Below are 13,331 nucleotides of genomic sequence, written 5' to 3' on the forward strand. Positions count from 1 at the left end.
CTCATGCTGCAGGGCGAGACGACCTCGGCGGGGTGAGACCGCGCGCTGGTGGCGAGGTCGTCTCAGGCTGCGGGGCGAGACGCGTTCGGCGGGGTGCGACTGCGCGCCGGCGGCGAGGCTGTCTCATGCTGCAGGGCGAGACGACCTCGCCAAGGGTGGGCCGGTGCGCCGGCACCGACTCAGCGGGACCGGCGCGTCTCCGTCGGGTCGTTGGCCAGCAGGAAGGCCTGCAGGCCCACCAGGTCGTCGGTGTTGATCTGGTCGACGTCCGCCGCGACGAGCTCGCGCCAGACCGCGTCGCGAGCGGGGCCGGCCAGGTCCGGGGTCGCCCAGAAGCGCACCTCGTAGCCCGCACGGTGAGCGGCGTCGACGATCTCGTGCAGCTTCGCGCGCTCGGCTGCGGGCATCGGGCCGACGCCCTGCCAGGTGAAGGTCTTGGTCCAGTTGTCGCTCACGACCGGCATCAGCTCCGCCGAACGCCCCGAGTGCAGGTCGGCCAGGCGGCCGTCATACGCCGAACGACGCACGCGGGCGCTCGTCATCGCGACCAGGTCGCGGTTGCCGGAGACGACGACCTCGACGGGTCGATCGATCCGTCGGCCGTCGCGCCAGGTCGTCACGAGCTGGGGATAGCGGGCGAGGATCCGCTCGAGGGTGGCCCAGGTCTCGGGGCCGGACTTCACATCGACGTAGAGCCGGAACCGGCCGTCGTAGCCGCGGTAGACGGAGTGGGCGTTGCGCCGGACGCGGCGCGCGAGCGGCTCGAGGTACCCGTCCTCGAACGTGCGCGACAGGTCGGGGGCGTCGTGCCCGAGGTAGAGCTGCCCGTCGACCAGCCAGACGTCGGCCTTCACGCTGGTGAAGCCTTGGTCCAGCGCGTCCAGCAGGGGACGGTCGTGCTCGTAGTCGTTGTGCGCGTGTGCGCGCTCGAGGGGCTGCACGTCGCCGGGACGGGGCTTCGGCGCGGCCTGGACGGGGACGGTGGTGGTGAGGGCCAGCAGCGCCGCGACGAGGGCGACGAGCATGGCGCGCAGGGGGATTCGCATGGGCCAAGGTTTCCGTCGCCCGGGCGACGTCGGGCGAAGGCCGGCCCAACTCCAGGACACGGAGAGCCGACGACTGCCTGCGCCACCAGTGCGCGCTGGTGGCGAGGTCGTCTCGTGCTGCAGGGCGAGACGCGTTCGGTGAAGCGAGACGGCGGGGCGAGACGGTGGCGCGCCGGAGGGTCTGTCGGTGGGCCGTGGGAGGCTGTACGCCGTGACCGCAGCCCCCGCCTCGCGCATCCCGCCGCTCGTCCTCGTCGCCGGGCCCGAGGGGGTGCTCGCCGACCGGGCGCTGCGCTCGACCGTCGCCGAGATCAAGGGGCTGCACCGCGACCTCGAGACCGTCCCGCTGCAGGGCTCGGCCTACGAGGGCGGCGAGATCGCCATGCACGCCAGCCCGTCATTGTTCGGCAACGCCAAGGCCATCGTCGTGCGCGACCTGGACGAGGCGACCGACGAGCTGCAGACCGACCTGCTCGCCTACCTCGGGGCGGCGCCGGCCGACGACGTCTGGCTGATCGTGACGCACAAGGCCGGCAACCGCGGCAAGAAGGTCCTCGACGCGATCAAGAAGGCCGGTGCCCGGGTGATCGACTGCCCGGCCATCAAGTCCGACGCCGACAAGGCGAGCTTCGTCACCAACGAGTTCCGCACCGCACGCCGCAAGGCGACCCCGGATGCGGTGCGCGCGCTCGTCGAGGCCGTCGGAAAGGACGTGCGCGAGCTCGAGTCCGCCTGCTCCCAGCTCGTGCAGGACACCACCGGGACCATCGACGAGGGCGTGGTCTCGACCTACTACGCGGGGCGGGTGGAGGCGACGGGCTTCCGGGTGGCCGACGCGGCCATCGCGGGCAACGCCGCCGAGTCGCTACGCCTGCTGCGGCACGCCATCGCGGGGGGCGACAACCCCGTGCCGATCGTCGCCGTGCTCGCGATGAAGCTGCGCCAGCTCGTCAAGGTCGGCTCGGCCGGGCGGGGCCCGTCGGGACAGCTGGCGAGCTCGCTCGGCATGGCGCCCTGGCAGGTCGACAAGGCTCGCCGCGAGCTGTCGGGCTGGGAGGCCGAGGCGCTGGGCCGGTGCATCCAGGCGGTGGCGCAGGCGGACTACGACGTCAAGGGTGGCGGTCGCGACCCGGTGTATGCCGTGGAGCGGGCGATCCTCACCATCGCCCGGGAGCGTCACGGCGGCCGCTGAGGCGGGCTTCCCGGCATACGGCCAGGCTCAGTCGACCTCCTCCAGGAAGTCGATGACCCGCTGCATCATGAGCTCGGTGGCGGCGGCGTCGTACTCGTCCGGCAGGCCCTGGTCGTTGAACAGGTGCCCGGCGCCCTCGTAGGCGAAGTCCTCGACCTGCGCGCCGCCCGCCCGCAGGGACGCCAGAGCCTCCTCCGCCTCGTCGGGCTCGTAGAAGGGGTCCTCCGCCTTGTGGTGCACCTGCACGGGGCAGTCCGCGGGCCAGGTCTTGTCGCCGAACCACTTCGTGGCGGCCGCACCCCCGACGAGGATCGCGCCGCGAGCCTGCATCTGCAGGGCGACGTGCCCCGCCATGCCCGCGCCCATCGAGAAGCCGGCCACCACCATGCCCGGCGGGACGTCGTCCTTGGCGAGCTTGAGGGCGTGGCCGAGGACGACCTTGTCGTCGTGCTCCTGCGCCGCCTTCATCCCCTCCTCGTAGGTCTCGAAGGTGCGGCCGTCGAGGTAGTCGAGGATGCGCACGTCGTGCCCGACGGCACGCAGCCGGTCGGCGAAGTCGTAGATGCCGGCGCGGACGCCGAGGACGCTGGGGAAGAGGGCTACGGTGGCCATGATTCGACCGTAGTCCGCCCGCCGCCGAGCGGCCAGGAGACGCCCCGAACTCTGGTAACGTTGGACTCTGCGTGCGCGCCTAGGTCGTGCGCGCAACGCAGCACCACCCAGCCACTCCTCATCCCACGGGTGCCCCACGCCCGGTCCCGAGGACGGCTGCCGCCCTCAACGGCAATGATCGACCTGACACACAGAAGGATTCTCGTGGCAAACATCAAGTCCCAGATCAAGCGGATCAAGACCAACCACGCTCGGACGGAGCGCAACAAGGCGTACAAGTCCGAGCTGCGCACCTTCATCCGCAAGTTCCGCGCTGCGGTGGAGTCCGGCAACGCCGAGGAGAGCGCCGTCGCCCTGCGCGACGCCTCCCGCAAGCTGGACAAGGCCGTCAGCAAGGGCGTGATCCACAAGAACCAGGCCGCTAACAAGAAGTCGGCCATGGCCAAGGCCGTCAGCAAGCTCGGCTGAGCCTGCGACACCCAGCCTTCGCAAGGGCCGTCACCTTCGGGTGACGGCCCTTCGGCATGCCTGGGGTGCGTATGACGCAGCGCGGGGTCTCGGGGTGCCGACCCCGTCTCGTGCTGCAGGGTGAGGCATCTGCGGCGGCGAGTCAGAGGGGGCGGGGTCTCGGGGTGCCGACCCCGTCTCGTGCTGCAGCGTGAGACGCGCTCGCCGGCGGAGCCAGCGCGGGCGGGTCAGGGGCGGCGGGCGCGGACGGCCGCGGCCACCTCGTCGAACCGTTCCCGCGACAGCGTCGCCCCGATCCGGCGCACCGTCGTCGGGTCCAGCTGCAGCACCCGGTCGACGCGCACCTCGCTCGGGCGGCCGCGCGAGTCCCAGGCGCCCGAGCCGATGTCGCACCAGTGGCGCCCCAGCGAGGCCTCCTGCTCCGCGTCGCGGTCGTGGTCCTTGCTCGTGAGGGGGAGCGCGAGCAGCAGCGCACCGTGCCGCCCCACCACCAGCACCGGGCGGTCCTTGCCCCGCGCGTGGTCCTCCTCGTAGGGCACCCACGCCCACACGACCTCGCCCGGGTCGGGGAGGTCGTCGGTCACGGGAGCATAGGTCAGGTCCGGCACCCCGTCGTAGTCCCCGGCATACGGGCTCGTCACCGGCTCACGGGCCGGCCTGGGCGAGGGGCGCTCCCCACCCGACCGTCCACGCTCCTGCTGCCCCGCGCGACGGGCCGCGTCGACGACCGCACCCGCGAGAGCGCGGGCGATCCTCCTGCCGAGTGATGCCATAGTGGGACGTTAGCGCTTGCCGAGGTCGCCGAGCCGCACCCCCACCCTCGTCGACGTCCAGGAGCACCCGTATGCCGCCCGCCAGCCCCCTCGCCGACCGCCACCAGGAGGCGTCCCGCCGTCACGCGGGGCTGGCGATCCTCGCTCTCGCCGTGGGCGGATTCGCCATCGGGACCACGGAGTTCGCGTCGATGGGCATGCTGCCCGAGGTGGCGCGCGGGATCGGCGTCGACATCCCGACCGCCGGGCACCTGGTGTCGGCCTATGCCCTGGGCGTCGTGGTCGGCGCGCCGACGCTGGCGGTGCTGGGATCGCGCCTGCCGCGCCGGCGGGTGCTGGTGGCCCTGATGGCCCTGTTCGCCGTGGCGCACCTGGCGAGCCTGCTGGTGACGAGCTACTGGCCGCTGATGCTGGTCCGGTTCGTGGCCGGGCTGCCGCACGGCGCCTACTTCGGGATCGCGTCGCTGGTCGCCGCCTCCCTGGTGGACGACCGTCGTCGCACGCAGGCCGTCTCCAACGTCCTCATGGGTCTGACCGTCGCCAACATCGTCGGCGTGCCTGCCGCGACCTGGCTGGGCCAGGCGCTCGGGTGGCAGCAGTCCTACGCGGTCGTCGGGGTCCTCGGCCTGGTCACGATGGCTGCCGTGTCGACGCTCGTGCCGCACCAGCCCGCCAACCCGACCGCGTCCGTGCGGCGCGAGTTCACGGCGCTGCGCCGCCCTCAGGTGTGGCTGGCCCTGCTGATCGGGACCGTGGGGTTCGGCGGCATGTTCTCGACCTACGCCTACATCTCGCCCACGCTGCAGGAGCTCGGCGGCTGGTCCTCGGCCGCGGTGCCGTGGATCCTCTCCCTCTACGGCCTCGGCTCCACGACCGGTGCGGCGCTGGCGGGCCGGGTGGCGCGGCACGGCATCCTGCGCGGCATCGCGGTGCTGCTGGTGCTGATCGCGATCCTGCTCGCGGTCTACGCCCTGCTCCTGCCGTATGCCGTGGTCGGGCTCGCGGCCACCTATGCCCTGGGGATGCTCCCGAGCATGCTCGTCCCGATGCTGCAGACCCGCCTGATGGACGTGGCGCACGAGGGCCAGTCCCTGGCCGCTGCGCTCAACCACTCCACGCTCAACATCGCCAATGCCCTGGGGGCCTGGCTCGGGTCGCTGGTCCTCGCGGCGGGCTGGGGCTACGCGTGGCCGAGCCGGATCGGCGTCGTGCTGGCGGTCCTGGGCCTCGCCGTCACCGCCTGGAGCGCCCTGCTCCAACGACGAACCGCCTGATCAGAGGGTCTGTCAGGGTCCTGCTGGACGACATCGAGGGTGTGGAGTGGCTCCTCCGTCGGGGCGACCGGCCGAGGGACAGCTGGCTCGGGTCGTGCCGGAGACGTGGTCTCGGCTGTGACGAAGGCAGATGGGAACGAACCGAGGGTGCGGGGAGTCCGACTGGCATGACTCTCCTCCACGCCGACGTGCTGGTCATGGACCAGGTCACCAGCTTCATGAGCAACGACTTCGCCATCCGGGACCAGGCTGGTGCCCAGGTGGGCGAGATCCGCACCGAGGGGTCCGCGTTGTCGCGGATGTTCCTCGGCTCCCGCAAGCTGTCCGTCCACGACACCGACGGGTCCGTGCTGGTGCGGCTCGACGACGTGATGACGATGGGCCGCGACCGGTTCACCCTCCAGGACGGGCAGGGCTACGAGATCGGTCAGCTGGTCAAGGAGTTCACGTTCTTTCGCAAGCGCCTGACCTTGCAGCTCGTCAACGGCGAGGGGCTCGACGTGCAGGGCCAGCTCTTCGACTACGACTTCGAGATCGCGGGTCCGGGCGGCTCGGTCGCGCGGGTGTCGCGGCAGTGGCCGGGCCTGGCCGCGGGGCTCCTCGGCCGCAACCGCTACGTCGTGTCGTTCAACTCAGGGGTGCCGGTCACCCTGCGGGTCGCCGTGGTCGGGGCCGTGGTGGCGCTCGACCTGATCCGCGCCAAGGAGGAGAACTCCTCCGGCGGCTGACGTGCCGGCGGCGCCCGGGAGCTGGTCGGTGAGGTCCGTCAGCAGCGCGGCATCCTCGTCGATCGGCAGCTCGGGAGCGCCATCGGTCGACACCGGAGCAAGGCCGCCGGGGGCGGTGCTCTCAGGGGTCGTGCTCTCAGGGGTCGTGCTCGGAGGCGTCGTGCTCGTCGTGCTCGTCGTCGTGCCGGGGCGCAGCTGGTCCCGCAGCCACCACAGGACGTGCGCGGCGCCCAGCAGCGTCACGACCGTGATCACGCCGAACGCCCATCGGTACGGCACCAGCGACACCACGACCGCACCGACGGCCAGCGACACCGCCTGCGGGACGCTCATGACGACCTCGGCGGCCATCGTCACGCGCGCCATCACGGCCTGCTCGGTGCGTCGCTGGATCAGCGTGGTGTAGGCCACGAACATCAGCGGCAGCCCGAACCCGAACACCGCCGAGGCGGCCAGCAGCACCGGGATCGTGCCGGCGAGCGCCACGACGGCCATGCTGGTCGCGAGGATCACGCAGGAGACGACGATGGTGCTGACCTCGCCGAGGTGCCGCACCGACCAGCTGCTGGCCAGCCCGCCGAGCACCGCGCCGATGCCCTGCACCATCACCACGATCGCCACGTAGGTCGCGGGCTTGCCGAACGCGTCCAGCACCGCGTAGATCCCCGACTCGGTGAACCCGACGACCAGCAGGGTGAGGCCGAGCCCGACCAGCACGTGCTTGAGGACGCGGTCGGCGACCAGGAGCCGCACCCCCGAGGTCATGGCGTCGACCAGCCCGGCCGTATGCCGCTGCGGGGCGGCCTCGTCGACCCGGATCCGCGCGATGAGGACCGCCGCGACCAGGAAGGACACGGCGTCGACGACGGCCACGGTCCAGCCGCCCCACGCCGCGAACATCGCCGCCCCTGCGAGCGGGGCGAACAGCCGGAAGGCCTCCTTGGTGGTGGCCAGCGCCGAGTTGGCGTCGACCAGGGCCTCGTCGTCGAGGAGCTCCTTGAGCAGGCCGTTGACGCCCGCCGGCACGATGACGAAGGACAGGCCGTAGAGGACGGCGACGCCGTAGAGGATCCAGATGTCGGAGGCGTCGTCGACGACGGTGAGCGGCAGCACCGCCAGCGCCGAGGCGACGTTGGTCCAGATCAGCAGGGGCTTGCGGCGGAACCCGTCCGCCCAGGCGCCGAGGAAGGGCGCGACCAGCGCGGGCACGAGCATGCACAGGTAGACGATCCCGACGCTGCCGTTCTGACCGGTGAGGGTCTTGGCCCAGACGCCGAGGACGAGCAGCAGGACCGAGTCGCCGAGCGCCGACGTCGACAGGGCGGCATACATGAGGGGGAAGCCTGGCCGGCGGAAGACGGCGGTAGGGGACGGTGGCACCCCATGACGGTAGCGGAGGGCGGCATACCGGCTGGTCGACCTGTGGGAGACTGGGCCGCTGACCGTGCCCTGTGCTCCCCGGACCCCAAGTTGAGGTAGTCGCCCCGTGTCTCCCATGGCCACCACCGCGTTGAAGCCCCACGCGACGCCACCGGAGCTGATCCGCAACTTCTGCATCATCGCCCACATCGACCACGGCAAGTCGACGCTGGCCGACCGCATGCTGCAGAAGACCGGCGTGGTCGAGGAGCGGGCGATGCGCGCGCAGTACCTCGACCGGATGGACATCGAGCGCGCGCGTGGCATCACCATCAAGTCGCAGGCCGTCCGGATGCCCTGGTCCCTGGAGAATGCCGCGGGCGAGCTGGAGACCTACTGCCTCAACATGATCGACACGCCGGGGCACGTCGACTTCACCTACGAGGTCAGCCGCTCCCTGGCCGCGTGCGAGGGTGCCGTCCTGCTCGTCGACGCGGCGCAGGGCATCGAGGCGCAGACGCTGGCCAACCTCTATCTCGCGATGGAGAACGACCTCACGATCATCCCGGTGCTCAACAAGATCGACCTGCCCGCCGCGCAGCCGGAGAAGTACGCCGCGGAGCTCGCCGGCCTCATCGGCTGCGACGAGTCCGAGGTGCTCCGGGTCTCGGGCAAGACCGGCGTCGGGGTGGAGGAGCTGCTCGACGAGATCGTGCGCCAGCTCCCGGCCCCCACGGGTGAGGCGGACAAGCCGGCCCGCGCGATGATCTTCGACTCCGTCTACGACACCTACCGCGGCGTCGTGACCTATGTCCGCGTGATCGACGGCAACCTCAACCCGCGCGAGCGGATCCAGATGATGTCGACGCGGGCCACCCACGAGCTGCTCGAGATCGGCGTCATCTCGCCCGAGCCGGCGCCCTCGGACGGTCTCGGCGTCGGCGAGGTCGGCTACCTCATCACCGGCGTCAAGGACGTCCGCCAGTCGCGCGTCGGTGACACCATCACCAACCTCGCCAAGCCGGCCTCCGAGGCCCTCGGCGGCTACCGTGACCCGCGCCCGATGGTCTTCTCCGGGCTCTACCCGATCGACGGCACGGACTACCCGCTGCTGCGCGACGCGCTCGACAAGCTCAAGCTCAACGACGCCGCCCTGGTCTACGAACCCGAGACGTCGGCGGCGCTGGGCTTCGGCTTCCGCGTCGGCTTCCTCGGGATGCTGCACCTCGAGATCGTGCGCGAGCGGCTCGAGCGGGAGTTCGGCCTGGACCTGATCTCGACGCTGCCCAACGTGGAGTACGAAGTCACGATGGACGACGGCAAGCTCGTCGAGGTGACCAACCCCAGCGAGTTCCCCGACGGCAAGATCGCCGACGTGCGCGAGCCGGTCGTGCGCGCCACGATCCTCGCCCCGAGCGACTTCATCGGCGCGATCATGGAGCTGTGCCAGTCCAAGCGCGGCACCCTGCGCGGCATGGACTACCTGTCCGAGGAACGCGTCGAGATGCGCTACACGCTGCCCCTCGCCGAGATCGTCTTCGACTTCTTCGACCAGCTGAAGTCCAAGACCCGCGGCTACGCCTCCCTGGACTACGAGCCCGACGGCGACCAGCTCGCCGACCTGGTCAAGGTCGACATCCTGCTGCAGGGCGAGCAGGTCGACGCGTTCAGCTCGATCGTGCACAAGGACAACGCCTACTCCTACGGCGTGATGATGGCCGGCAAGCTGCGCGAGCTGATCCCGCGGCAGCAGTTCGAGGTGCCGATCCAGGCCGCCATCGGCTCGCGCGTCATCGCCCGCGAGACCATCCGCGCCATCCGCAAGGACGTCCTGGCCAAGTGCTATGGCGGTGACATCAGCCGCAAGCGCAAGCTGCTCGAGAAGCAGAAGGAAGGCAAGAAGCGCATGAAGATGGTCGGCCGCGTCGAGGTGCCCCAGGAGGCCTTCATCGCCGCGCTGTCCAACGACGGCGGCGGGGACGGCAAGGCCAAGGGCAAGAAGTGACCGAGCCCCTCCCGGAGGAGCGCGCTTACACCGTCGGTCTCGGAGAGCCTTTGCCGCACAAGGGCGCTCGTCGGATCGTGAGCTTCGCGCGGACCGACGCCCGGTTGCAGGACAAGGACGCCCGGGCCCTCGAGCGGTATGGCGACGCCTACCTGATCGAGGTGCCCCGCGACGCGGCGCGCACCGACGTGGACCCGGCCGCCCGCCTCGACCCCGCCACCGTCTGGGGCCGGGTGGCCCCGCTGGTCGTGGAGGTCGGCGCGGGATCCGGCGACGCGACCGTGGCCGGCGCGGCGGCATACCCCGACCACGACCTGCTGTCCCTGGAGGTCTACCGCCCGGGGCTGTACGACATGCTGCGCAAGGTCGGGTCGCGCGAGCTGACCAACGTGCGGCTCATGGAGGCCGACGCGGTGCCGGTGTTCGAGACGCTGCTGCCCGCGGGGTCCGTGCGCGAGGTGTGGACCTTCTTCCCCGACCCCTGGCCCAAGACCAAGCACCACAAGCGGCGGATCGTGCAGCCGGCCTTCGCCTCGCTGGTGGCGCGGGTCCTCGAGCCCGGCGGGGTGTGGCGGCTCGCGACGGACTGGTCCGACTACGCGGAGTCGATGCGCGAGGTGCTCGACGCGCACCCGGACTTCGAGGGTGGCGACGTCGAGCGGTTCGACGTGCGGCCGATGACCCGCTTCGAGCGTCGGGGGATCGCCGCCGGCCGCTCGATCCACGACCTGACCTATCGCCGCCGCTGACCGCTCCGCCGGCGGGGTGCAGGGTGTGCGCTGCCTGGGGGACACGACCAAAGGTGACCCGTCGGGTCAGCCCTGGCGCCTGTGACGGACGTTTGATCGATCACGGCGCCCCGGCAGGTCACTTCGTGTCGGGTCGGGTCGGGGCGCGGTCTGGGCGTGAGTCGGGGCGCGCGTCGAGGGCCGAGGACGGGGCACGGGCCGGGGCACGGGCCGGGGCGCGGGTCCGGGGCGCGGGTCCGGGGCGCAGGTGCCGGGTCGGGGCCGAGGGCGGGGCGCGGGGTGGCGGTCAGCGGACCTGGGTGAGCGCCAGGACGCAGGAGTCGCCGACGCGGCGATAGCCGACTCGCTGGTAGAGGCGGCTCGACGCGGGGGAGTCGAGGTCGGTGTAGAGCAGGCAGCGGTGGCCGGCGCGACGCTGCAGGGCGCTGACGGCGGCGACGGTGGCGGCGGCATACGCGTGGCCGCGCTGCTCGGGCGGGGCGTAGACCCAGGAGATGCGGGAGACGCCGCCGTGGGGGCGGGACGCGTGGGTCATGGCGACGGGCTCGCCGTCGACGTCCCAGACGCGCATGTCGCCGCGGGACACCCACTGCTGCAACGGGAATCGCGGCGGCGCCTCGGTCCCGGTCTCCTCGAGGTAGGCCCGCGCCCAGGTGTCGAGGAGCGGGATGTCCGACTCGCGCGCGGCACGCAGCTCGCCCGGGACGCCCTCGGGGTGGCGCGGCGGGCGGGGGAGGTCGTGCATGCCCTCGCGCCGCACCACGCGGATGTGACCGCCGGACTCGAAGGCGATCGTCTCGGCGAAGGCCAGCGCGCCCGTGACCAGCCCGCCCACGCGCTCGACGTGCAGCCCGTCGGCCAGCACGCGCCGGGCGATGGCTCGCGCGACGTGGGTGTCGACCGTCGCCACGTGGAAGGGGCGCGGTGGGGTGTGCATCGCGAGGGCGGTGACGCGGCCGTCCCGCTTGGCCCAGTACCACTGGGAGCCGGGGTAGTCCGCGGGGGACTCCAGCGCGTGGGCGAGCGTCGTGGCGACGACCGAGTGGATGACGGGGGCGGCGGCGACGCGAGGGGCCGACACCTGCTGGAAGTCGCGACCGGCGGTGGTCCGCGCCACCGTGATGCCCCTCGCCGTACCCCGCTGCATGAGGGTCACTGTGTCACGCGCGGCGAGCCGGCGCCCACCCTCAGCCGGACCGCTCGCTCGTGAAGGCGAGGGTGACGGTCTCGCCGATCCGGCGGTAGCCGAGCGCGTGGTAGATCCCGTTGCTGGTGGGGTTGGCCAGGTCGGTGAGCAGCATGCAGCGGTGGCCGTGCTCCTGCTGGTGCCGCGACCAGGCGGCGACGACGGCGCTCGCGTAGCCGTGGCCCCGGTCCGCGGGCGGGGTCCAGGCGCCGCTGATGCGGGTGACCCCACCGGACGGCTCGGTCGCGTAGCACATGGACACCGGCCGCCCGTCGACCTCCCACAGGGCCGTGCGTCCCTCGAGGACGTGCGGGGAGGGGTCGGGGGGTGGCGGCTCGCTCGGCCCGTGGGCCTCGCGGTGGAAGTCCTGCAGCCAGCCGCGGACCAGGTCGAGATCGGCGGGTATGGCGGGCCGCAGCCGTCCCGGGACGGTGAAGGGCAGGTGCGGCGGCCGGGGCAGGTCGTACATCCCCAGGTCCATCACCACGTCGGCGTCGAGGTCCTGGTCGGCGCACCACCAGTCGCTGAAGGCGAACGCCCCCTCGCGCAGGCCGCCGACGCCGTCCACGGGACGTCCCCGCGCCGCGAGCTCACGGGCGACGCTGACGGCCAACAGCGGCGAGGACAGCGGGAGGTGCGGCGGGTAGGGCGGCGTGTGCATGGACACCCCGACGATCCGTCCGCCGCGCCGCAGCTCGATCCACCACGGGTCGGGGATCCGGCCCGGGTGGCGCCGCGCGATGAGCACGTTGCTCGCCAGGATCGAGTGGATGACGGGCTCGGACTCCATGAAGTCCCCGGCGTCGCGAAGGAACTCGTCGGGGTCCCTGGTGATGCGGACCGTGATGGGGCTCGTGTGCGCCATGGGCCCAGCCTCTCAGGTCGACCCAGGCGGGGTCGGAACCCTCAGGCGCATGAGACGGCACGAGGCGCGATCGGGGCGGGGCGGGTCAGGTCAGGTTGGGACGGGGTGGGGTCAGGGGAGTGGCGCGCGCCAGGTCAGGGTGGGATCAGGGGAGTGGTGCGCGCCCGGTCCGGGCGGCGATCGACACGAGGTCGGCGGCGGCGCCTCGCAGCGGGTCGCGGCGCCATACGGCCCGGAGCTGTCGCTCGAGGGTGAAGCCCTCGGTCGGCACGACCGCGAGGTGACCGTCGTGCACGGCGTCGGCGACCGCCAGCAGGCTGAGGACGGCGGGAGCGGTGCCGGTCACGGCGCTGGCCCGGACCGCGGCGTTGCTGGACAGCTCCAGGGCCGGGCCGCAGGGCTCCAGCGGTGAGAGGGCCGCGTCGAGCGCCTCGCGGGTGCCCGAGCCGCGCTCCCGGGTGACGAGCGGGGTGCCCGCGAGCTCGGCGGCGCCGACGGGGGAGGTGCGCTCCATCCACGGGTGGTCCAGGCCGATGACGAGGGCGAGCTCGTCGCGGGCCACCACGGTGCTGGGCAGGTCGTGGGGCGGCTCCGGGCCCTCCACGAAGCCCAGCTCGACTGCACCCCGGCGGACCTGGTCGATCACCACCGTGGAGTTGGCCACCGTCATGCCCGCCAGCAGCCTCGGGTGGTGACGCCGCAGCTCGGTGAGCCAGGTGGGTGCCAGGTGCTCGGCCACGGTCAGCGACGCGGCGATGCGCAGCTCGGGGATGCTCTGCCCCTGCAACGCCTCGATGGCCTTCTCGAGCCGATGCGTGGACGCGAGGATCTCGCGGGCATGCTCGACGAGCATGACCCCCGCGGGGGTGAGCTGGGCGCCCTGCGGCCGGCGGACGACGACCCGCTGCTGCAGGTCGCGCTCGAGCCGCCCCACCAGGCGCGACGCGTTGGGCTGGGCCATGCCGATCGCGCGGGCGCCGGCGCCGAGGCTGCCCTCGTCGTGCACGGCGACCAGCAGCTCCAGGGCCTTGAGGTCGGGCATCACCCTGTCGTCATATCACATTGATATGACGG

At 72.2% G+C, this 13,331-nt stretch carries 13 protein-coding genes; 6 read left to right on the forward strand and 7 right to left on the reverse strand.

The genetic code is table 11. From position 1 onward, the window contains the following. Positions 1-179: 179 nt before the first annotated feature. The gene (locus tag B4E97_RS14440; protein WP_286960386.1) at positions 180-1,046 is read right to left on the reverse strand and encodes a phosphatidylinositol-specific phospholipase C/glycerophosphodiester phosphodiesterase family protein; all 867 of its coding nucleotides are present in this window, start codon (positions 1,044-1,046) and stop codon (positions 180-182) included. 211 nt (positions 1,047-1,257) lie between these two features. Between B4E97_RS14440 and holA the strand changes: the two genes are divergently transcribed. Continuing rightward, positions 1,258-2,238: a DNA polymerase III subunit delta gene (holA, locus tag B4E97_RS14445; RefSeq protein WP_286960389.1), complete on the forward strand. Its 981-nt coding sequence runs from the start codon at positions 1,258-1,260 to the stop codon at positions 2,236-2,238. Between the two features lie 27 nt (positions 2,239-2,265). On the opposite strand, the gene B4E97_RS14450 is transcribed toward holA, so the two are convergent. Beyond that, complete coding sequence (locus B4E97_RS14450) at positions 2,266-2,850, reverse strand: dienelactone hydrolase family protein (RefSeq protein ID WP_286960391.1); 585 nt, start codon at positions 2,848-2,850, stop codon at positions 2,266-2,268. Between the two features lie 204 nt (positions 2,851-3,054). On the opposite strand from B4E97_RS14450, the gene rpsT reads away from it, so the two are divergent. Further along, positions 3,055-3,318 (forward strand): 30S ribosomal protein S20, encoded by a 264-nt coding sequence (gene rpsT / locus B4E97_RS14455; RefSeq protein WP_019284601.1) that lies wholly within the window; start codon positions 3,055-3,057, stop codon positions 3,316-3,318. A 227-nt stretch (positions 3,319-3,545) separates the two neighbouring features. On the opposite strand, the gene B4E97_RS14460 is transcribed toward rpsT, so the two are convergent. Next, positions 3,546-4,091 carry a type II toxin-antitoxin system PemK/MazF family toxin gene (locus B4E97_RS14460; RefSeq protein WP_029212669.1) on the reverse strand — a complete coding sequence of 182 codons (546 nt, stop codon included), beginning with the start codon at positions 4,089-4,091 and terminating at the stop codon, positions 3,546-3,548. A gap of 71 nt (positions 4,092-4,162) precedes the next feature. Between B4E97_RS14460 and B4E97_RS14465 the strand changes: the two genes are divergently transcribed. Beyond that, positions 4,163-5,365: an MFS transporter gene (locus B4E97_RS14465; protein ID WP_019284603.1), complete on the forward strand. Its 1,203-nt coding sequence runs from the start codon at positions 4,163-4,165 to the stop codon at positions 5,363-5,365. 167 nt (positions 5,366-5,532) lie between these two features. Next, on the forward strand, positions 5,533-6,093 hold the full coding sequence (locus tag B4E97_RS14470) for an LURP-one-related/scramblase family protein (RefSeq protein ID WP_029212671.1): 561 nt from the start codon (positions 5,533-5,535) through the stop codon (positions 6,091-6,093). On the opposite strand, the gene B4E97_RS14475 is transcribed toward B4E97_RS14470, so the two are convergent. Next, positions 5,998-7,473, reverse strand: a complete 1,476-nt coding sequence (locus B4E97_RS14475) for an MFS transporter (protein ID WP_286960397.1) — start codon at positions 7,471-7,473, stop codon at positions 5,998-6,000. The genes B4E97_RS14470 and B4E97_RS14475 overlap by 96 nt on opposite strands. Before the next feature lie 115 nt (positions 7,474-7,588). On the opposite strand from B4E97_RS14475, the gene lepA reads away from it, so the two are divergent. Together lepA and trmB are read left to right on the forward strand one after the other, a co-directional pair. After that, on the forward strand, positions 7,589-9,457 hold the full coding sequence (gene lepA / locus B4E97_RS14480) for a translation elongation factor 4 (RefSeq protein WP_286960399.1): 1,869 nt from the start codon (positions 7,589-7,591) through the stop codon (positions 9,455-9,457). Continuing rightward, positions 9,454-10,206, forward strand: a complete 753-nt coding sequence (gene trmB / locus B4E97_RS14485; protein WP_286960401.1) for a tRNA (guanosine(46)-N7)-methyltransferase TrmB — start codon at positions 9,454-9,456, stop codon at positions 10,204-10,206. Before lepA ends, trmB begins: the two co-directional genes overlap by 4 nt. Before the next feature lie 286 nt (positions 10,207-10,492). Here the strand turns inward: trmB and B4E97_RS14490 are convergent, their stop codons facing one another. From B4E97_RS14490 to B4E97_RS14500, 3 genes are all read right to left on the reverse strand, one after another. After that, the gene (locus B4E97_RS14490; protein ID WP_156911451.1) at positions 10,493-11,353 is read right to left on the reverse strand and encodes a GNAT family N-acetyltransferase; all 861 of its coding nucleotides are present in this window, start codon (positions 11,351-11,353) and stop codon (positions 10,493-10,495) included. Positions 11,354-11,393: 40 nt separating this feature from the next. Next, entirely contained in the window at positions 11,394-12,257 is an 864-nt protein-coding gene (locus B4E97_RS14495) for a GNAT family N-acetyltransferase (RefSeq protein WP_286960404.1), read from the reverse strand. A gap of 145 nt (positions 12,258-12,402) precedes the next feature. Next, the gene (locus B4E97_RS14500) at positions 12,403-13,299 is read right to left on the reverse strand and encodes a LysR family transcriptional regulator (RefSeq protein WP_286960407.1); all 897 of its coding nucleotides are present in this window, start codon (positions 13,297-13,299) and stop codon (positions 12,403-12,405) included. Positions 13,300-13,331 lie beyond the last annotated feature (32 nt).

It is taken from the genome of Arsenicicoccus sp. UBA7492 (genome assembly GCF_002479615.1).
Taxonomy (GTDB): Bacteria; Actinomycetota; Actinomycetes; order Actinomycetales; family Dermatophilaceae; genus Arsenicicoccus; species Arsenicicoccus bolidensis.